Source organism: Faecalibacterium sp. An58, from assembly GCF_002161515.1.
GTDB lineage: Bacteria > Bacillota > Clostridia > Oscillospirales > Ruminococcaceae > Faecalibacterium > Faecalibacterium avium.
In genome coordinates, this window is record NZ_NFHX01000001.1 from 112,091 (window position 1) to 131,233 (window position 19,143).

The 19,143-nt window shown below is 63.6% G+C and carries 17 protein-coding genes and 1 riboswitch; of the genes, 11 read left to right on the forward strand and 6 right to left on the reverse strand.

What is annotated here, in order from left to right:
* Positions 1-71: 71 nt before the first annotated feature.
* Positions 72-620: a rhomboid family intramembrane serine protease gene (locus B5G12_RS00585; protein WP_242955879.1), complete on the reverse strand. Its 549-nt coding sequence runs from the start codon at positions 618-620 to the stop codon at positions 72-74.
* 343 nt (positions 621-963) lie between these two features.
* Here B5G12_RS00585 and B5G12_RS00590 point away from each other — a divergent pair, with 343 nt between their 5' ends.
* Complete coding sequence (locus tag B5G12_RS00590) at positions 964-1,485, forward strand: CarD family transcriptional regulator (RefSeq protein WP_158099661.1); 522 nt, start codon at positions 964-966, stop codon at positions 1,483-1,485.
* 57 nt (positions 1,486-1,542) lie between these two features.
* On the opposite strand, the gene B5G12_RS00595 is transcribed toward B5G12_RS00590, so the two are convergent.
* From B5G12_RS00595 to B5G12_RS00605, 3 genes are all read right to left on the reverse strand, one after another.
* A complete protein-coding gene (locus B5G12_RS00595) occupies positions 1,543-2,235 on the reverse strand; it encodes a GAP family protein (RefSeq protein WP_087322847.1) in 693 nt (230 codons plus the stop codon).
* A gap of 188 nt (positions 2,236-2,423) precedes the next feature.
* On the reverse strand, positions 2,424-2,912 hold the full coding sequence (locus tag B5G12_RS00600; RefSeq protein WP_087227986.1) for a CYTH domain-containing protein: 489 nt from the start codon (positions 2,910-2,912) through the stop codon (positions 2,424-2,426).
* A gap of 22 nt (positions 2,913-2,934) precedes the next feature.
* On the reverse strand, positions 2,935-4,032 hold the full coding sequence (locus B5G12_RS00605; RefSeq protein ID WP_087322850.1) for a mechanosensitive ion channel family protein: 1,098 nt from the start codon (positions 4,030-4,032) through the stop codon (positions 2,935-2,937).
* 161 nt (positions 4,033-4,193) lie between these two features.
* Positions 4,194-4,316: riboswitch (FMN riboswitch) on the forward strand.
* A 133-nt stretch (positions 4,317-4,449) separates the two neighbouring features.
* Here B5G12_RS00605 and B5G12_RS00610 point away from each other — a divergent pair.
* The 3 genes from B5G12_RS00610 to B5G12_RS00620 all read left to right on the forward strand — a co-directional run bounded on the left by B5G12_RS00610 (position 4,450) and on the right by B5G12_RS00620 (position 7,406).
* A complete protein-coding gene (locus tag B5G12_RS00610; RefSeq protein WP_087227988.1) occupies positions 4,450-5,082 on the forward strand; it encodes an ECF transporter S component in 633 nt (210 codons plus the stop codon).
* 195 nt (positions 5,083-5,277) lie between these two features.
* On the forward strand, positions 5,278-5,841 hold the full coding sequence (locus tag B5G12_RS00615; RefSeq protein WP_158098290.1) for a TetR/AcrR family transcriptional regulator: 564 nt from the start codon (positions 5,278-5,280) through the stop codon (positions 5,839-5,841).
* A 149-nt stretch (positions 5,842-5,990) separates the two neighbouring features.
* On the forward strand, positions 5,991-7,406 hold the full coding sequence (locus B5G12_RS00620; RefSeq protein ID WP_087322853.1) for a radical SAM/SPASM domain-containing protein: 1,416 nt from the start codon (positions 5,991-5,993) through the stop codon (positions 7,404-7,406).
* 71 nt (positions 7,407-7,477) lie between these two features.
* Here the strand turns inward: B5G12_RS00620 and B5G12_RS00625 are convergent, their stop codons facing one another.
* Positions 7,478-8,068: an AAA family ATPase gene (locus B5G12_RS00625; RefSeq protein WP_242955880.1), complete on the reverse strand. Its 591-nt coding sequence runs from the start codon at positions 8,066-8,068 to the stop codon at positions 7,478-7,480.
* 9 nt (positions 8,069-8,077) lie between these two features.
* A complete protein-coding gene (hisS, locus tag B5G12_RS00630; protein ID WP_087322856.1) occupies positions 8,078-9,322 on the reverse strand; it encodes a histidine--tRNA ligase in 1,245 nt (414 codons plus the stop codon).
* A 187-nt stretch (positions 9,323-9,509) separates the two neighbouring features.
* Between hisS and B5G12_RS00635 the strand changes: the two genes are divergently transcribed.
* The 7 genes from B5G12_RS00635 to B5G12_RS00665 all read left to right on the forward strand — a co-directional run bounded on the left by B5G12_RS00635 (position 9,510) and on the right by B5G12_RS00665 (position 19,143).
* Positions 9,510-10,748 carry an MFS transporter gene (locus tag B5G12_RS00635; protein ID WP_087322859.1) on the forward strand — a complete coding sequence of 413 codons (1,239 nt, stop codon included), beginning with the start codon at positions 9,510-9,512 and terminating at the stop codon, positions 10,746-10,748.
* A gap of 87 nt (positions 10,749-10,835) precedes the next feature.
* Positions 10,836-12,749 (forward strand): flavocytochrome c, encoded by a 1,914-nt coding sequence (locus B5G12_RS00640; RefSeq protein ID WP_242955881.1) that lies wholly within the window; start codon positions 10,836-10,838, stop codon positions 12,747-12,749.
* Positions 12,746-13,102 carry a NusG domain II-containing protein gene (locus tag B5G12_RS00645; protein ID WP_087227994.1) on the forward strand — a complete coding sequence of 119 codons (357 nt, stop codon included), beginning with the start codon at positions 12,746-12,748 and terminating at the stop codon, positions 13,100-13,102. Before B5G12_RS00640 ends, B5G12_RS00645 begins: the two co-directional genes overlap by 4 nt.
* Positions 13,103-13,378: 276 nt before the next feature.
* Positions 13,379-15,070 (forward strand): RND family efflux transporter, encoded by a 1,692-nt coding sequence (locus B5G12_RS00650; protein ID WP_087322865.1) that lies wholly within the window; start codon positions 13,379-13,381, stop codon positions 15,068-15,070.
* Positions 15,067-15,861 (forward strand): ABC transporter ATP-binding protein, encoded by a 795-nt coding sequence (locus B5G12_RS00655; protein WP_087227996.1) that lies wholly within the window; start codon positions 15,067-15,069, stop codon positions 15,859-15,861. Before B5G12_RS00650 ends, B5G12_RS00655 begins: the two co-directional genes overlap by 4 nt.
* Entirely contained in the window at positions 15,861-17,063 is a 1,203-nt protein-coding gene (locus B5G12_RS00660; protein WP_087322868.1) for an ABC transporter permease, read from the forward strand. Before B5G12_RS00655 ends, B5G12_RS00660 begins: the two co-directional genes overlap by 1 nt.
* A 37-nt stretch (positions 17,064-17,100) precedes the next feature.
* Positions 17,101-19,143 carry an S-layer homology domain-containing protein gene (locus B5G12_RS00665; RefSeq protein ID WP_087227998.1) on the forward strand — a complete coding sequence of 681 codons (2,043 nt, stop codon included), beginning with the start codon at positions 17,101-17,103 and terminating at the stop codon, positions 19,141-19,143.

The following is a 19,143-nucleotide window of genomic DNA, read 5'->3' on the forward strand; positions in this document are numbered from 1 at the left end:
AAGCTGCGGGATTTTCAGCCAAACGCTTTGAATCGCCGGTCCTTGGGGCAAGAGTGTGACTTTTGCGGGCCTCAGCGCCTGCGGCGGCGGGGCCGGGCATAGGCGCTGTAAAAGCCGAAGGCGGTGCCGCACACCCCGCCTACGATGTGCATGAAGTTGGCCACGTTGTCCTGTACGAACAGGATGGCGTAGATTTGATCCCCCAGGTAGAGGGCGGCCACCAGCAGCATGGTGACGGGGATGCCCCCGGTGCCGCCTGACAGGGAGGCCAGCATGATGAGCATGAACACGATGCCCGACGCCCCCAGCAGCGCCACCCCGGGAAACAGGATGCACTGCAGCACCCCCGACACAAAAGCGGTGAGGACAATGGCCTGCAAAAGGGGAACGCTGCCGTACTTTTCCTCCATGGGCGGGCCTACCACCAAAAACAGCAGCATATTGCTCAAAAAGTGTTCCAGGTCGGCGTGGCCCAGCACATGGCCGAACAGCCGCAGATAGAACAAAGGATCTTTCAGGGAGGAACGATAGACGCAGAACAGGTGGGTGGTGGTCCAGCCGCCGGTGGCGCCGTCCAGGGCCAGGGCCCCCAGAGACAGCAGGAAAAAGGTGAGGACCACAGGGGAATTGTACTGGAAACTGATGCGGAATTTGGCGTGTTTCGTAAGAGCCAGCTCCTTTCGGGGGCGGTGAGGTGCAGTCGTACATTTTATTTTAACACAAAGCGGCGGCACTTTCCAGTACAGAGGACATTCCTCACTGTATAAGGTACGTAAAGAGAGCGAAAATTCGACATTTTGCCCTTGGACAAAAAAGGTGGTTTGTGGTATAATGATCGTATATACGAAGAACAGGACCGCCCGCACTGCCGCCCGTCCCGCTGTCTGCCGCCGGCATGGGGTGCTGTTCTCCAGTGCGTATAGGATGTTCTTCTGCGGCCGGCGGGGTGAGGAGGGATGCAGTATGTTCCGGAAAGAGGATTATGTGGTGTATGGGGACCTGGGCGTGTGCCAGGTGCAGGACATCGTGGAGCGCAAATTTGACGGGCTGGACAAGGCCCATCTGTACTATGTGCTGGCCCCGGTGTACCAGGACGGGGTGCTGTATGTCCCGGCGGACAACCCCCGCATCTTCCTGCGGGCGGTGATCTCGGCGGAGGAAGCCAACCGCCTGATCGACCAGATCCCCACGATGGAGGGAAAGGCGTTCCACAGCCGCAGCTCCCAGGAGCTGAGCGCCCACTATGAGGAGGCCATGCGCACCCACAGCTGCGCCGATTTGATCCGGCTGACCATGTCCATCCACACCAAAAAGAGGGATCTGGCCAGCCAGAAAAAGAAATTCGGCCGGGTGGACGAGCATTTCATGAAGCGGGCCGAGGACAGCCTGAACGGGGAGTTTGCCATCGCGCTGGGCATCCCCCGGGAGGAAGTGCCGGGGTATATTTCCCGGCGGATCGCCGCCCTCGCCCCCGCCAAAAGCTGACCCAAAAAAAGCCCGCCATTGAGGCGGGCTTTTCTCTTTCATGTTTATGGCGGGCTGTCACAGCAGCTGGGGGCCGCCGTACCAGATCAGCGCGGCGCCGGCCAGGCTGACGGCGCCCGGTATGATGTAGGAGGAGACTTTGCTCAGGACCTGCTCCAGCTTGTGGATGGCGGCAGTGCCGTGCAGCCGGTTGTAGCCGAAATAGAGCAGCATCAGGGGCAGGCAATAGACAAAGGTGTAGAGAAGGATGAACAGCAGCACCAGCAAAAAGGGCAGGTGATACCCGGCCAGCAGGGCCAGGAAGCCGAAGTAGGGCAGGGCGCTGGTCAGTTCCAGCAGGCAGAACACCACGCCCATCACAAAGAGGGAGAAGGGGTTCAGCTGGGCGGGCTGTTTGGGGCTGTCCGCCTCTGCCTCGGGAGCGGCTCCGGCCAGGGAGAGCCGGCGGGTGCGGATGATGAGGCGCAGGCCGACGGTCAGGCACCCCAGCCCCAGCAGCAGGGCCGAGCCATACAGCTGGGTGGGCCAGTTGCCGGCGGCCCAATCCAGCAGGCGAGCCAGCTGGGCGGCGATGCCGTAGTAGACGGCCAGGCCCAGCAGGGTGTTGGTCAGGAATCCGCCCATGGTAAAGAACCAGGTATCACTCTTTTTGCGGGCGGAAGCGAGCAGCAGCATATACTGGGCGATGGCGGTGGGATTCAGGCTGTCAAAAAAGCTGGCGGTCAGGGTGGTGCCGATCAAAAGCCACATAGTTCTCCTCCTTGCAGGTGCTGTGGTCGGGGCCTTGGTGTACAACCGAAAAAGGGCAGAAAAAAACGCCTTGGACCATCCCTCCTTCAAAGGCCTACAGAGGGCGGCAAGGCGTTTACCCGGCGGTAAATCATTCAGAACGGGGTCAGTATAGCAAACCGTGCGGGAAAAGTCAAGGGGCGGATCGCTCAGGTGCGGGTGCGCTCCCAATAGGCGCCCATGCTCTGGCCCGGCTGGCCGGTCACCTCGTCGGACAGGTAGCCGGACAGGCCGCAGGGAGCGGGGTCCCACTGCCGGGCGGCGGTCACGGTGGGGTATTCGATCTCGGCGTACCAGAAGGCGCCGGGCTGGCCGGCATCCACATGGTTCACCTCCAGATGGCAGCCGTCGGGCAAAAGATAGGTGCGGCGCAGCTTTTCGATCAGGGGCTTTGCGATGATCCGGGCGGCCAGCTGGTCAAACAGTTTCTTTTCGATGGGCTGTTCGATCTCCTCCCGGGCCAGGCCCCCTGCCGACTTGAAGCAGAGGATATAGCGGGTGGGGCCGCCGGTCTTGGCCTCCTCCCGGATCCGGACGGTGGGCTGTACGCTGATATAGCCCTGCCGCATCCGGAACTCCTCTACCAGGGGCAGGCCGTCGGGCCAGCCCTCCACCATCCATTTGCGTTCGATCTCCATAGCGCAGGTCCTCCTTTCAGGTTCAGTTTTTGTTTTCCACCGGCTTGATATACACGCTGGTGGAGGGGAAAGCGAAATCCAGCCCGTCGGCCCGCACCACATCCATCAGATCCAGGTTCAGGTCGTTGCGCATCCGGTAGAAGGTGCCGGCGTCGGGGGTGCGCACATAGGCCGAGACCAGCAGGTCGATGCTGGAGGCCCCGAATCCGCTGACCTCCACGATCACCGAATCCTCGTAGGTGTAGGGGCTGGCCTTGAGCATGGCCCGCAGGTCCTCCATCAGCTTTTCCAGCTGGGCGCGGGTGGCGCTGTACTCCACCCCCAAAGTGAAGCGATACAGCCGCTTGGTCCGCTCGGTGCCGTTGTTGACGGTGGAGCCGCAGACGTTGCTGTTGGTGAGGATATAGAGGGAGTTGTCCAGGGCCCGCACCCGGGTGGAGCGGAAACTGATGTCCTCCACCGTGCCCTCGATGTCCCCCACGACGATCCAGTCGCCGATCTGGAAGGGGCGCTCGATGAGGATCATCAGCCCGCCGAACAGGTTGCTGGCGGTGTCCTGGGCGGCCAGGGAGATGGTCAGGCCAAAGAGGCCGGCGCTGGTGATGATGCCCGACACCGGCAGGCCCAGCTCCTGGGCAGCCATCAGGATGCCCAAAAGGATGATCACTACTTTGTAGACTTTCACCAGGACGTTCTGCAGCGTCTTGCTGGTGCGGATCTCATCCCGGGAGGTGGTGAGCAGCAGGCTGGTCAGCTCGGAGGCGCCGTACAGGCCCCAGCTCAGCAGCAGGATGCAGAAAAACCGGTAAAGCGTCAAAAACAGCGGGCGGGCGGGCACCGTGCCCCAGGGCAGGGAGACAAGGCCCAGATACAGCCCGGTGAGGAGGGCGGCATAGGCCGCAGGCCGGACGAAGCTGCCCAGCAGGATGCTCACGGCCCGGGAGGGCCAGTGGATGTGGAGCAGCCGGGGGAACAGCCACCGGGACAGCCAGCGACTGACCAGCCATCCCGCCAGCGCCAGCAGGACGGCGCAGGCGCACCGGGCCGCAAAGGCGGGAAGGCCTTCCAGCAAAAGGGCGCCCCCCAGGGAAAAGCTCAGGTCTTGTATCTGAAAAAGCATGATGGTTCCTTTCTTTGAGGGTTGGTTCGGGCGGATGGGACAAATTCAGCCCCTTTATTCTAGCATAGATCGGCCCCGCAGGCAAACCCCTGCCGGGGAAAAGTATGACTTCCGTTTTCCCTCTTGCTTTTTCCCAGCTTTATGCTATACTATGGGCAGAAAGTTCGTTTCGGGGCGGGGTGAGATTCCCCACCGGCGGTAGAGCCCGCGACCACTTTGCTGCAAAGTGCTGACCCGGTGTGATTCCGGGGCCGACAGTATAGTCTGGATGGAAGAGACGATGAACAGTTGATTTTTGACTTGTCATTGCGCCCTGTTGTACCATTTTGGTAGGACAGGGCGTTTTCTGTTTATCTTCCGGAAAGGAGCTTTCCCCACTATTTTTGATCGGGGCGCTGCCCCGGGGAGGTAACGACAATGCAAGCAAACACACAGACCACACCCATCCGCACCGGCGACCGGGACCGCATCCGCAAGCTGACGGTGACAGCCATGCTGTCCGCCGTGGCTTTCGTGCTGATGTTTTTGGATTTCCCCATCCCCATGATCATGCCCTCTTTTGTGCAGATGGACTTTTCCGACCTGCCTGAGCTGCTGGGCGCCTTTGCACTGGGCCCGGTGTACGGCGTGCTGATCAGCCTGCTGAAGAACCTGATCCACCTGCTGCTGGCTTCCTCCACCAATGGCGTGGGCGAGCTGTGCAACTTCCTGTTCGGCGCCGTGTTCGCCTTTGTGGCCGGCTTTGTGTACCAGCGCCGCAAGACCCGCGCCGGCGCCGTGCTGGGCGCCGTGCTGGGCTCGCTGGCCATGGCGGTGATCAGCGTCCCCCTGAACTATTTCCTGACCTATCCTGCCTATGTGGTGCTGTACGGTATGCCGATGGAGACCATCCTGGGGATGTACCAGGCCATCCTGCCCTCGGCGGACAGCCTGATCAAGTGCCTGGTCATCTTCAATATGCCCTGGACCCTGGCCAAGGGCCTGCTGGATGCAGCGCTGTGCATGCTGATCTACAAGCCCCTGTCTCCCATCCTGCACGGCCGCCGCTGAGCCGGTCCCTGGCCGTTCCGTTTTGAACCAAAGCGCCCCGCCGGTCTTAATGCCGGCGGGACTTTTTTGTTTTTTTTGAGAAATGATAAAACTTTCGTTACATTTTTGCGCTATACTGCGCTTGGATGGGCAGTGCGCCTGTCTGTGTGGGAAAGAGTTGCCATGCCAAGCATGGCGGAAAGGAGCGTGATCGGGATGGCGCAGACGACAAAGCGGGCCCTGGCGGCGTCGCTCAAGGAGCTGCTGCTGCAAAAACCCTTCCATAAAATCACCATCAGTGACATCACCCAGCACTGCGGGGTCAACCGGATGACCTTTTACTATCATTTCCATGATATCTACGACCTGGCCAACTGGACCTTTGAAGAGGATGCGGCGCGCCTGCTGAGCGGCAGGATGTCCGCCCAGGACTGGCGGGACGGTTTTCTGGCCATTTTGCAGGAGCTGCGCAAAAACCGGCAGATGATCCTGAATGTCTGCCGGTCGGTGGACCGGCAGACGCTGGACCGGTATCTGTGCAAGGCCATGTGCCGGCTGCTGAACGGGGTGCTGGACGAGATGCCTGGCGGCAGGGATCTGAGCCAGGAGGACCGGGACTTCATCGTGAGCTTTTATGCCCATGCCATCACCGGCATCATCCTGGAGTGGGCCGACAGCGGCCTGAAGGAAGAGCCGGAGGCCCTGGCCCGCCGCACCGACAGGCTGTGCCTGTGCAGCATCGATCGGGTGATCGAAACATTTCTTCGGGAAGAAGGGTGAACCGGTTTGAATCAAGTAGGCCGCTGTGATGCAAAAAGCATCACGGCGGCTTTTTTGTTCATGGAAGTTCCCGACCCTCTGCGCCTATACTGTGTGCATCCCCGTTACGCATAAAAATGGAGTAGAAAACAGACAGAGGAGGCAGTAGGATGACTACCGCGATCAACACGCTTTCCCACAAGATGCAGCGCGCCGCCGCCGGGACCCTCATCGACATGGCCCTGGGCTATGCCGCCAAAGACAGGCAGAAAGCCTACCTGCAGATGGTGGACTGGGCCCGCCAGTTCTGGGGGGACGGTCTGCCGGAAGAAAGTTACGACAAGGCCCGGGCCGCCCTCAGCGACCCGGACAACAAATGGGTGCGCTACATCGACCGAGTGCTGGACGAGACGGACCCCCATGTGGCCCGGGTGACCGCCCTCAACCTGGGGTTCGAAGCCTTTCTGCGGGGAACCAGGAGCATCCGCAAAAACCGGGAACTGTACCAGTGCAACATTCCCTGGCTGATCCTGTTCGACCCCACGTCGGCCTGCAATATGCACTGCGAGGGCTGCTGGGCCGGCACTTACGGCGGACGCAGCAACCTTTCGTTTGAGGATATGGACAAGATCCTCACCCAGGGCAAAGAGCTGGGGGTGTATCTGTATATGCTCACAGGGGGAGAGCCTCTGGTGCGCAAGGCGGACATCATACGGCTGGCGGAAAAGCACAGCGACGCCGAGTTTGCCATCTACACCAACTCCACCCTGATCGATGAAGCCTTCTGCAACCAGCTGACCAGGCTGGGCAACATCATCCCCATGCTCTCCATCGAGGGCACCCCCGAGACCAACGACGCCCGCCGGGGCGGCGGCCACTACGCCGCCGTCATGCGGGCCATGGATCTGCTCAAGCAGCACGGCATTCCCTTTGGCACCTCCATCTGCTACACCCGCGCCAATGTGGAGGCGGTGACCAGCGACAGTTTTCTGGAGATGATCGCCGCAAAGGGGGCCAGGTTCGGCTTTTATTTCCATTATATGCCGGTGGGCAGCGATGCTGCGCCCGGCCTGCTGCCCACGGTGGAGCAGCGGGAATACATGATCCGCCGCATCCGCTACCTGCGCTCGAAGGACAGCCCCATCGCGTTTTTCCCCATGGACTTCCAGAACGACGGCCAGTATGTGGGCGGATGCATCGCCGGCGGCAGGAACTACTTCCACATCAACTCGGCGGGGGACGCGGAGCCCTGCGTCTTTATCCATTATTCCAACGCCAACATCCACGACAGCTCCCTCCTGGAGATCCTGCGCAGCCCCCTGTTCATGGCCTACCGGGAGGGCCAGCCTTTCAACCAAAACCACCTGCGCCCCTGCCCCATGCTGGAGAATCCCCAGCTGCTGGAGGAGATGGTCCACAGGACCGGCGCCCATAACACCGACCTGGCCTCCCCGGAAAGCGTGGAGCATCTGTGCGCCAAATGCCGGCAGTATGCCGCCGACTGGCAGGAAGCGGCAGACCGGCTCTGGCCCACCCTGGAAAAACCCGCCAGGGGCTATCAGAATTACAAGCAGGCCGACGCCTGAACTCCCTTTCCAAAAACGGGACGCCGCCCCCGGTACCATGCCGGAGACGGCGTCCCGTCTGTTTTGGCTGTTCAGCGGCTCCAGCGGACGGCCCACTCCAGGGCGGCCGCCCCCACCTGCTCGGGGGTCATGTTGGCAGTCTGGAGAACGTCCACATTGTCCTTTTGGGCAAACCAGGCCCGCTTGAGGGGCAAAAGCTCCTGCAAATAGTGCTCGAAGAAGCCCCGGTCCCGGGCGGCGTCCCCTTCTTTGCGGCGGCGCAGCACCGGGTCGGGCGCGTCCAAAAAGAGGATGCGCCGGGGCATACAGCGGCGCACCGCCGCCAGTTCCCGGGCCAGGGGGCCTTCCACATCCCAGTCCTGCCCGATGGTGCGGGGATAGTGCAGGGTGTAGAATTCGATCTCCTCCGCCCCGAAGTCCATCACGGTGCAGGGCCACGGCTGGGCCTGCTGCCAGCGGTCCACCTCATGCTGCAGCCAGAGGCGCTGGATCCGGATGTAGTCGTCGCAGCGGGTCTTGTCCAGACCCAGCCGCTGCACCTGGCCGATCACGGCGCGGTTGTCCTCCAGACAGACGTGCAGGTCGGGGGCGTGCCGGGCCAGATACCGGGCGGCGGTGGTCTTGCCCACCGCCATGCCCCCCTGCAGGGAAAGAACGATCATGACATCACCTTATGCGCGGTCAGCAAACCACTTGATCTCGTCCTTGCCGAAGAAGGCGGCCCCTGCAAAGCCTGCGGCCTCCAGGGAAGCCAGCTGCTTGCCCAGCTTTTTGCCCTGGGCCAGCACCGTGACGCTGTGTTCGGCCCGCAGGGCTTCGGCCTGGGCCAGCACGGCGGCAAAATCGTCCCCGGCCCTGTACAGCAGGGCCAGCTTCTGCCGGGCCCCGGGGATCCGGTAGCCCTGCTCCAGCAGGATGCCGCACACCCGCTCGAATCCGATGGAAAAGCCCACCGCCGGCACCTGCTGGCCCAGGAACTTGCCCACCATGTTGTCATAGCGGCCGCCGCCGGCCACCGCCCCTGCAAACTGGGGGCAGACCACCTCGAACACCATGCCGGTGTAGTAGCCCTGGCCGCGCACCAGGCTGGGGCAGTAGGCCACCTGGTACTTGCCCTGGGCCAGACGGCCCGCCGTCGCAAGGACGTACCGCAGGTCGTCGGCGATGGAAGGGTCGGCGCAGCGGGCGGCCACCGCCTCCAGGGAGACGTCTCCCTGGGCCAGGAAAGAAGCCAGGGCGTCCACAGCGGCGGCAGGCATCTGCTTTTCCAGCAGCTCGGCCCGCACCCCTTCGGGGCCTACCTTGTCCATCTTGTCAAAGGTGATGCACACCGAATCCAACGTGTCGGGGGCAAAGCCCATGCTCTCCAGCATCCCCCGGAGGATGCGCCGGTCGTTGACGTTGACGGTGAAGTCCGCAAAGCCGATCCGGAGCAGGGCCCGGGCGGTGACGTCGATCAGCTCCATCTCGGCGTTGGGGCTCTCGTCCCCCAGGATGTCGATATCGCACTGGACAAACTCCCGCAGGCGGCCCTTCTGCGGGCGCTCGGCCCGGAAGACCCGGTCGGTCTGGATCACCTTGAAGGGGGCGGGCAGCACGCTGCGGTTGGCCGCGTAGTAGCGGGACAGGGGCAGCGTCAGGTCGTAGCGCAGGCCCATGTCGGCCAGCTGGTCGTATCGGCCTTCCTCCAGGGCGGCGGAGAGCTTTTCGCCCCGCTTGAGCACCTTGAAGATCAGGTTCAGATTTTCGCCGCCCTCGGATTTGTCCAGGTTCTCCATGTCTTCCAGCATGGGGGTGGAGATCCGCTCAAAGCCGGCTTCCCGGTAGACCTGGAGGATCTGGCCCTGGATGTGGTCCCGCAGGGCCTGCTCGGCGGGCAGAAGGTCCCGCATCCCTTTTAAAGGTTGAATTTTCATCTGTTGAATCCCTCTCTTTTCCACACGAAGGGCGGTAAAATGCAGCCCCGGTTCGGTCGTAGCTTTCATTATATAGAATAATAGGCCGGCTTGTCAACCAGAATACGTGTATCCGATATGCCCTGGAAAACAGGCGGGCGCCCCGTGCGGGGCCGCCGGCCCCACAAGAGAAGGGAGCGTGGCACAGATGCAGAAAAGGGCAGGATCTTCCGCCCGGCCGGGCGCCATCCTGGCGGCAGGGGCGGCCGTCCAGCTGCTGACAGGACTGCCGGCGGCCTGGGGGATATTCCAGCAGCCGGTGATGGAGGAATACGCGCTGGGGGAGGCGGGGGCCACCGCCGCCTTCAGCATCCTGATCGCCGCCTACGGGGTGGGGTGCGTGATGGGCGGCTTTTTGCAGGACCGGCACGGCCCCCGGTGCGGAGCCCTCTGGGGAACCGCCCTGCTGTGCGGGGGACTGGCAGGGGCGGCGCTTCTGCCTGCAAAGGCGGGCTGGGCCATGGGGCTGGCCTTCAGCATCCCGGCGGGGCTGGGGACCGCGTTCCTCTACCCGTCCATCCAGTCCTGCGTCCAGAAGTGGTATCAGGGGCGCAAGGGGTTTGCCACCGGGATCACCGGGGCGGCAGCGGGGCTGTCGGGGGCTTTCCTGACCCTGCTGGTGCGGCTGACCGTGCCCCGCTGGGGGATCCGCGGGGCCTTCTGGACCCTGGCGGGGGCGGCGCTGCCGGTATGTCTGGCCGGCGCCGCCCTCCTGACCGACCCGCCCGGCGCCGCGAAACAGGGGCAGAAGGCCCAGGGCCCCGACTACACGCCCGGCCAGATGCTGCGCACCCGGCAGTATTGGCTGTGTACGGCGGCCGTCTGTCTGTCCACGCCGGCTGTGCTGCTGTTCAGCCCCATCATCCTGCGGCTGGGCCAGGCCCGGGGCCTCAGCGAAGGGGAGGCGGTGTGGGCGGTGGTGCTGGGCAGCGTGGGCAGCACGGCGGGCCGGCTGCTGATGCCCCTGCTCAGCGACCGGATCGGGCGCCGCCCCACCGACCTGGTGCTGTTCGGGGCGTCGGCAGCCCTGTCGGCCGGCTTTGCCTTTGCCCGGGGATGGGCGGTGGCGGCGGTCTATGCGGGGCTGACCTTCTGTTATTCGGCCCTGGCGGCGGTGCTGCCCGCCTTTTCCACCGACCTGTTCGGACTGCCCCACGCCGGGGTGAACTACGGCTTTCTGGCCCTGGGGCAGAGCGTGGGAAGTCTGCTGTTCCCCCTGGGGGCCGGGGCTCTGGGGCTGGAGGCGGGCCGCCACTGGGCCGCCGCCGCAGCGGCCATGGGGGGATTTTTGTGCATCTGGCTGGTCAAGCCCACCGCCCCGGCGGTCCCCGGCCAACCGCGCGGCCCAAAAGCTACAAAACAAAATCAAAAGCGCGGCTTTGCTTGACAAACAGGTAACGATCCTGTACAATCAAGCTGGATGTGTCTGCAGAGAACAGACACCGTTCAAGGTAAAGAAGAAAGGAAAAAAGACATGAGAAAACGCATCGCTGCGCTTGCACTGGCGGCGGTCATGGCCTTTGGGCTGGCCGGCTGCGGTGGAAGCAGTTCCTCGACTGCCGGCTCGGCACAGTCCGGCGCGACAGGGGTGTCGGGTGAGTTCACCGGCACCGCCCAGGGCATGGGGGAGGTCACCGTCACCGTTACCCTGACCGACGGCGCCATCACCGGCTGCGTCATCGAGGGCCCCGACGAGACAGAGGGCATCGGCTCGGTGGTGCTGGAGAACGCCCCCGACGAGATCGTCTCGGCCAATAAGGGCTCCATCGACGTGGTGGCAGGCGCCACCATCACTTCCAACGCAGTCAACGAGGCTCTGGCCGCAGCTCTGGCTGCCGCCGGCCTGGACGCTGCCGACTTCACCGGCAGCGCCGCTGAAGGCCAGACCGCCGAGGACAAGGTCATCGATACCGATGTGGTGGTCGTGGGCGCCGGCGGCGCTGGCATGACCGCCGCCATCACCGCTGCCCAGGCCGGCCGGAACGTGGTCGTTCTGGAGAGCCAGGCCATGGTGGGCGGCAACTCGGTGCGGGCCACCGGCGGCCTGAACGCCACCAAGACCCCCGCCCAGGACGAAAACGAGTTCAATGAGTCTGCCGGCGTGGAGGCCACCCTGGCCGCTGCCGCTGCCGACTACGCCGACAACGAGACCATCACCGCCCTGGCCGAGACGGTGGCCCAGCAGTGGGCCGACTACCAGGCCAACCCTGTGGGCTACTTTGATTCGGTGGAGCTGATGGAGCTGGACACCATGATCGGCGGCCACGGCGTCAACGATCCCGCCCTGGTGGAGACGCTGTGCTCCAACTCGGCGGACGCCATCGCCTGGCTGGCAGAGCAGGGCATCGATATGCCCAGTGTCTCCAGCTTCGGCGGCGCATCGGTCAAGCGGATCCACCGCCCCCTGGACGACGAGGGCAAGGTGATCTCGGTGGGCAGCTACATGATCCCCCGCCTGGAGGACAAGTGCGAGGAGGAGGGCGTTGAGATCCTGCTCAACACCACCGCCACCAAGATCCTCACCGATGCCGAGGGCGCAGCCGTGGGCATCGAGGCCACCGACAACAAGACCGGCGGCACCGTCACCGTCAACGCCAAGGCGGTCATCCTGGCCACCGGCGGCTTTGGCGCCAACCTGGATATGGTCGTGGAGTACAAGCCCGACCTGGCCGGCTTCATGACCACCAACGCAGCCGGCGCCCAGGGCCAGGGCATCGACATGGCCGTGGCCATCGGCGCAGGCACGGTGGATATGGACCAGATCCAGATCCACCCCACTGTGGAAGCCAACACCGCCGCCCTGATCACCGAGGGCCTGCGCGGCGACGGCGCCATCCTGGTCAACGCCGAGGGCAACCGCTTCACCGATGAGGTGGGCACCCGCGACGTGGTCTCGGCCGCCGAGATCGCCCAGACCGGCAGCTACAGCTGGCTGATCATCGACCAGGCCATGGCAGACGCCTCCAGCGTCATCCAGGGCTACATCAACAACGGCTACACCGTCACCGGCGAGACCTATGAGGAGCTGGCCGGTGCCATGGGCGTCGATCCCGCCGCTTTCACCGCCACCATGGAGAAGTGGAACGCCGCCGTTGCAGCCGGCGTGGACGAGGAATTTGGCCGCACCAGCTTTGCCAACCCCCTCGACACCGCGCCCTACTACGCCATTAAGGTCACCGCCGGCATCCATCATACCATGGGCGGCCTGACCATCAATCCCCAGACCCAGGTGCTGGCAGGGGACGGCAGCGTCATCGCCGGCCTGTATGCGGCAGGCGAAGTGACCGGCGGCGTCCATGGCGCCAACCGCCTGGGCGGCAACGCCGTGGCTGACTTCACCGTCTTTGGCCGGATCGCAGGCCAGCAGGCTGCCGACTATGCTGCATGAAGCGACCCGCTGACAGGCCCCGCCGCCGCTGGCTGATCAACGCGGTGTTTGCCGCAGTGGTCCTGCTGGCAGCCGGTGGGTTGTGGCTGGCTCTGGGCCCTGACAAAACCGGGGCCAGCCGGGCTGTGGTGGATTTCGGCATGGGGATCACCGAACAGATCCCTCTGGACGCCGACCACGACTATTACTACGAGGTGGGCGGCTACGTCGTCCACCTGCAGGTCAGCCAGGGGGCGATCGCCTTCCTGGACAGCCAGTGTCCGGACCACGTCTGCGAGGACTTTGGCTGGCTGGACCAGCCCGGCCAGTGGGCCTGCTGTGTGCCCGCAGGGGTATACGTCACGGTGGAATAGGCCCGGCCGGCGCAAGCAGACAGACAGGGGCTGCCGCATGGAAATGCGGCGGCCCCTTTTGGCGCGCACAGCTGAACAGAATGCAGTCAAAGTGTGAAAATAGGGCGAAAAAATTGCGATGTAAAAGGATGTCTTTTTAAAAATTTTATGAAAGAAAAGTGGTTTTGCTTGTCTGGATTCGCCGGTGTGCTATAATAAGAAAGCGATCCTTCGGCGCAAAAGGGGCCTGTGCGCCCTGCCGGAGGGACAGACAGCAGATCAGGAGGAAAGATTTACATGACCTGGAAAAAGAACAAAGGCGCGCCTGCCGGCCAGCAGCCCCGGGCGGATGACGCGGCAGCCGCCGAGTCCGGCCTGAACAAGTATAAAAAGTATCTCAAGTGGATCATTCCGCTTGTTGTTGTAGTCCTGCTGGTGGTGGTGATTGCACTCCGCAACGCCAGCACCGCCAAGACCGCCGAGGTGGCCCCCGAGTATACCCAGGCCTCCGTGACGAGGCGCACCATCTCCCAGACCCTGAGCACCACCGGTACCCTGAATGCCGCCAACAGCTACAAGGTCAAGACGCTGGTGCAGGGCGAGATCCTTTCCTCGGATTTTGAAGAGGGCGACCAGGTGAGCAGCGGCCAGCAGCTGTACCAGATCGAGAACAGCGATGCTTCCACCAATGTGGAGCAGGCCCAGATCAACCTGGAGCAGGCCCAGCGCAACTACGATCAGATCGCGGATTACCGCTATGTGCGCTCGCCGGTGGCGGGCACCGTCTACACCCTCAGCGTCAAGGTAGGGGATGAGGTCACCAGCGGCCAGGAAGTGGCCGTGGTGCAGGATGCCAGCCAGATGGTCCTGCAGCTGACCTTCCCCTCCGCCGACGCTGCCCATTTTGCGGTGGGCCAGAGCGCCCAGATCACCCTGGACGGCACCTTTGAGGTGCTGCAGGGCACCGTCACCGAGGTGTCGGGCAGCGACGCGCTCAGCACCGGCAATGTGCTGGTGCGCAACGTGACCATCTCCACCGCCAACAACGGCGCGCTGAACACCGCCCAGTCGGCTACCGCCACCATCAACGGCATCAGCTCCACCAACAGCGCCACCTTCAATTACCGTGAGCAGCGGACCCTGACCGCTTCCACGGCGGGCACGGTGGCCAAGATCTACATCAGCGAGGGCGGCCAGGTGCCCGAGAACGGCATCGTGCTGGAACTGTCGGGCGACGACCTGGAGGAGACCATCCAGAGCGCCTATGAGAGCCTGCGCAGCCGCGAGATCTCGATGCGCAACGCCGAGGACACCCTGGCCAACTACACCATCACCGCGCCCATCAACGGCACCGTGATCCAGAAGAACCGCCAGGCCGGCGAGTCGGTGGAGAGCGGCAGCGACCTGTGCATCATCTACGACATGAGCTACCTGGAAATGACCATCAACATCGACGAGCTGGACATCAACCAGATCAACGTGGGCCAGCCCGTCACCGTCACCGCCGACTCGGTCAACGGTACCTTTGACGGCGTGGTGACCCGTGTGTCGATGGTGGGCACCACCCAGGGCGGCACCACCACCTATCCCGTCACCGTCCAGGTGGATGAATACGGCGACCTGCGCCCCGGCATGAACGTCAATGCCGATATCGTGGTGGAGCAGGCCTCCAGCGTCATCGCGGTGCCCAACGCCGCCGTGGAGCGGGGCGACATCGTGCTGGTGACCACCGAGTCCCCCAGCGCCGCCAACGCCCTGGCCGATACCCCGGCCCCCGAGGGCTACGTCTATGTCCAGGTGGAGACCGGCGTCAGCGACCAGAACTACACCGAGATCGTCAGCGGCCTGCAGGAAGGGGACATCATCGGCTATGTCTCCAGCAGCACCTTCAGCTATGACGATTACAGTACATCCACGGATGAGGCCACCGGCAGCATCCTGATCGCGGGCGTGGTCAACCCTGTCCCCGCCCTGGGAGGGCGTAAATGAGCGCATTGATCGAATTCAACGAGGTGTGCAAATTCTACCAGATGGGCGATACCACCGTCAAGGCCCTGGACCACGTCACCATGCGGATCGAAAAAGGGGAGTTCGTGGCCATCGTGGGCCAGTCCGGCTCGGGCAAGTCCACCTGCATGAACATCATCGGCTGCCTGGACGTGCCCACAGCCGGCACCTATCAACTGAACGGCCGGGACGTGGGCAAGATGAAGCGCAGCGAACTGGCCGCCATCCGCAACGAGATGCTGGGATTCGTGTTCCAGCAGTACAATCTGCTGCCCAAGCTGAACCTTTTGGGCAACGTGGAAGTGCCCATGATCTACGCCCGGGTGCCCCGGGCCCAGCGCCATGCCCGCGCCAAAGCGGTGCTGGAGCAGGTGGGGCTGGGGGATAAGCTGAAAAGCAAGCCCAACCAGCTTTCGGGCGGCCAGCAGCAGCGGGTGTCCATTGCGCGGGCCCTGGTGCGCAATCCGCCCCTGATCCTGGCGGACGAGCCCACCGGCGCTCTGGATACCCATACCGGCCGGGAAGTGCTGGGGATGCTGCAGGAGCTGAACCGGCAGGGGCACACCGTCATCCTGATCACCCATGACAACTCCATCGCGGTGCAGGCCCCCCGGATCATCCGGCTGGAGGATGGCCGCATCGTCTACGACGGCGACGCCCATTCGCCCGACGCTTTTGTCGTCAGCCCCATCCTGGAGACGGTGCTGGAGAGCAGCCAGAAGAAAGCCCCGGCCCCCCAGGGTCAGGAAGGAGGCGAGAGCCCGTGCTCTTGATGGATACCTTTATTCTGGCGCTCAAGAACATCTGGAGCAACAAGATGCGCACCATCCTGACCATGCTGGGCATCATCATCGGTGTGACGGCCGTGATCGTCATCGTGGGTCTGGGCAACGGCATGACCCAGTCGGTGCGGGACAGCTTCTCGGCCATGGGCATCAACAGTATGTCGGTGTCCATCTGGGGCCGCGGCTCCTCCCGCAACGCCAGCGTGGACTATATGTACCAGGTGGTGCAGGACAATCCCCTCTATCTGCAGGATATCTCCCCGTACGTCCAGGTCTCCGGCGGCCAGACCGTCAAGGAGGGCCGGGATACCTACCGCTACACCGGCGTCTACGGGGTCAATGAGGACTACACCTCCATGGCCAACTACACCATCGCGGACGGCCGCGGCCTGCAGTACATGGATATCAAGGAAAACCGCTATGTCTGCGTCATCGGCGACTATCTGTCCCGGGAGGCGTTCAACGGCAACGCCATCGGACAGGACATCAAGGTAGGCCCCTACCGCTTCCAGATCGTGGGGGTACTGGCCGCCAAGGGCAACGACCCCGAACTGCAGGAGGGCGGCGAGGATGACCGCATCTACGTGCCCTATACGGTGGCCATGAAGATCAACCAGCAGAGCACGGTGGACACCTACACCGTCATCATGGCGGACGAGAATTACGCCAACCAGGCCAAGGCAGCCGTGGAACAGGCCCTGTATGCAATTTATGAGGATGAAGACGCGTATTATGTATACAGCATGAGCGAGCTGCTTGCCCAGATGAACCAGACCATCAGCATGGTGGTCATGGTCCTGACCCTGATCGCGGGCATCTCCCTGCTGGTGGGCGGCATCGGCATCATGAACATCATGCTGGTGTCTGTCAGCGAGCGCACGCGGGAGATCGGCATTCGCAAGGCGATGGGCGCCCGGGAGCGCACCATCCTATTCCAGTTCGTTGTGGAAGCGGGCACCACCTCGGCCCTGGGCGGCGTCATCGGCATCCTGCTGGGGTACGCCCTGTCGGCGGCAGCCACGGCGGCTGTGCCCCTGATCATGCCGGGGGAATCGGTGGCCATTACCCCGGGCAGCAGCGCAGTGCTGGTCTCCTTTGGCATCTCGGTGGGCATCGGTGTGATCTTCGGCTATCTGCCGGCCCGCCGTGCCGCCCGGCTCAACCCCATCGAGGCGCTGCGCTATGAATAAGCGCCCCGCCTTGAGTGAAACATGAGGAGAAGCGAAAATGAAGAAACGACTTTTGTCCCTTCTGCTGGCAGTCTGCATCCTGATCCCCATTCTGACGCTGCCGGCCGCGGCCGTCAACAGCAATGTGGCCATCCAGACCGCCCGCACCATGGGCGTGCTGGATGTGCAGACCGCCGAGGAGCTGGCCGCCCCCGTCACCCGGGGGGAGTTCGCCCGGATGCTGACCATGGTCTCGTCCTACCGTGAAACCGTGAATGAGCAGATCCTGGTGGGCAGCCTGTTCACCGACGTGAACAGCTCCACCGCATACGCTCCCTACATCCGCATCGCAGTGCAGCAGGGCTGGCTGACCGGCTACACCGACGGCACCTTCCGCCCCGAGGGCACCGTCAGCCTGGAGGCCGCCTGCGCGTCCGCTCTGCGGCTGCTGGGCTTCACCCCCACCGACCTGGCGGGCGCTTTCCCGGCAGCACAGCTGAGCAAGGCCACCGAGCTGGGCCTGCGCAGCGGCCTGACCCGCAGCCAGGGCGAGGCCATGACCCGCACCGACTGCGCCGTGCTGCTGTACAACACCCTGACCGCCACCAACAAGAGCGGCTCGACCTACGGCAACACCATCGGCCTGACCGTCTCGGACGGACAGGTGGACACTTCCACCATCCTGGCCAGCAGTCTGAAGGGACCCTTCGTGGCCCAGGCCGGCGAAGTGCTGCCCATCGTGCCCACCACCGTCTACCGCAACGATGAGGTGAGCAGCTCGGCCCAGCTGAACATCAACGACGTCTACTATTACAGCGAGAGCCTGAATTCCCTGTGGATCTACACCAACAAGGCTTCGGGCCGGATCACTTCCGTCTCCCCCAACGCCGCCGCCCCCACCTCGGTGACGGTGGCCGGCGTGACCTACCAGATCGGCAGCACCGATGTGGCCTACCGCATTTCCTCCCTGTCGGGCGGCGGCGTGGGCCAGGTGGTGACCCTGCTGCTGGGAATGGAAGATGTAGCCGTGGGGATCCTCACCGGCGAGGAGGTGGACCAAAGCTACTACGGCGTAGTGCAGTCCTCCAGCAAATCCCTCATCACCGATAACGGCGCCGACGTCATGCAGACCGTCCGTGTGCTGTGCACCGACGGCACCGTGCGCAGCGTCCGGGTGGACAAGAACCTCCGCTACCCCACCGGGTGGCTGGTGTCCATCACCGCTACCCCCGAAGGGGAGAGCGTGGCCTCCCTGAGCGAGCGGGGGGTCAGCGGGCTGTTCAGCGCCGCGGGCCGCAGCCTGGGCAATTACAGGCTGGCCAACGACGTGGAGATCCTGGACACCACCGCCGACGGCACCGGCAAGACCATCCGCCTGGACCGTCTGGACGGGGTGAACCTGTCCGAAAACGATATCCGCTACTATGCCCTCAACGACGCGGGGGAGATCTCCCGCCTGGTGCTGGACGATGTGACCGGCGATGTCTGGACCTATGGCTGCCTGACCGGCTGGAGCATCAACAACAACAATTCCGTCCTGGATGACCTGACCAACCTCCAGCCCAACGATGTGCTGATGCAGATCGTCACCGGCCTGGCCTCGGGCGTGGTGACCGGCTCGCTGCTGAACGATATCTGGAGCGAAGTGACCGGCAACACCGGCTACCTGACCAGTCTGGTGCTGAACCTGCTGGCCAACAACACCAGCGGCCTGCTGAGTACCGTGCTGGGTACCATTGCAGGGGGCGCCAACTACACCTATATGACCGGCACCTCTGCCACCACCTCCACCACCGATGTGCTGTACCCCGTTGTGGCGGGCGGCATCGGCGTGCGCTATGAGGTGAACGGCTCGGTGCGTGGGATGGTGCAGCTGCAGCCCATCCTGATCCAGGACCTGGGGGCTGCCTCGGTGACTGCCACCGGCGGCGCCCGCTATGAGACCGCCGACGATATGCAGGTCTATCTGTGGCACATGGGCGTCTACTATCCCACCACCCTGTCCACCATCAACTCCCAGGACTACTTCCTGGTGGGGTGGGTGGATTCCTGCACCGCAGGCCATCAGGTCCGCGTGCTGACCGCCCTGCGGAAGAACTGA

Excerpts from the sequence above, each read along its gene's own strand:
- B5G12_RS00590 (WP_158099661.1), top strand. The coding sequence starts at position 964 with ATGTTCCGGAAAGAGGATTATGTGGTGTATGGGGACCTGGGCGTGTGC.
- B5G12_RS00595 (WP_087322847.1), bottom strand. The coding sequence starts at position 2,235 with ATGTGGCTTTTGATCGGCACCACCCTGACCGCCAGCTTTTTTGACAGC.
- B5G12_RS00600 (WP_087227986.1), bottom strand. The coding sequence starts at position 2,912 with ATGGAGATCGAACGCAAATGGATGGTGGAGGGCTGGCCCGACGGCCTG.
- B5G12_RS00605 (WP_087322850.1), bottom strand. The coding sequence starts at position 4,032 with ATGCTTTTTCAGATACAAGACCTGAGCTTTTCCCTGGGGGGCGCCCTT.
- B5G12_RS00610 (WP_087227988.1), top strand. The coding sequence starts at position 4,450 with ATGCAAGCAAACACACAGACCACACCCATCCGCACCGGCGACCGGGAC.
- B5G12_RS00615 (WP_158098290.1), top strand. The coding sequence starts at position 5,278 with ATGGCGCAGACGACAAAGCGGGCCCTGGCGGCGTCGCTCAAGGAGCTG.
- B5G12_RS00620 (WP_087322853.1), top strand. The coding sequence starts at position 5,991 with ATGACTACCGCGATCAACACGCTTTCCCACAAGATGCAGCGCGCCGCC.
- B5G12_RS00625 (WP_242955880.1), bottom strand. The coding sequence starts at position 8,068 with ATGATCGTTCTTTCCCTGCAGGGGGGCATGGCGGTGGGCAAGACCACC.
- hisS (WP_087322856.1), bottom strand. The coding sequence starts at position 9,322 with ATGAAAATTCAACCTTTAAAAGGGATGCGGGACCTTCTGCCCGCCGAG.
- B5G12_RS00635 (WP_087322859.1), top strand. The coding sequence starts at position 9,510 with ATGCAGAAAAGGGCAGGATCTTCCGCCCGGCCGGGCGCCATCCTGGCG.
- B5G12_RS00640 (WP_242955881.1), top strand. The coding sequence starts at position 10,836 with ATGAGAAAACGCATCGCTGCGCTTGCACTGGCGGCGGTCATGGCCTTT.
- B5G12_RS00645 (WP_087227994.1), top strand. The coding sequence starts at position 12,746 with ATGAAGCGACCCGCTGACAGGCCCCGCCGCCGCTGGCTGATCAACGCG.
- B5G12_RS00650 (WP_087322865.1), top strand. The coding sequence starts at position 13,379 with ATGACCTGGAAAAAGAACAAAGGCGCGCCTGCCGGCCAGCAGCCCCGG.
- B5G12_RS00655 (WP_087227996.1), top strand. The coding sequence starts at position 15,067 with ATGAGCGCATTGATCGAATTCAACGAGGTGTGCAAATTCTACCAGATG.
- B5G12_RS00660 (WP_087322868.1), top strand. The coding sequence starts at position 15,861 with ATGGATACCTTTATTCTGGCGCTCAAGAACATCTGGAGCAACAAGATG.
- B5G12_RS00665 (WP_087227998.1), top strand. The coding sequence starts at position 17,101 with ATGAAGAAACGACTTTTGTCCCTTCTGCTGGCAGTCTGCATCCTGATC.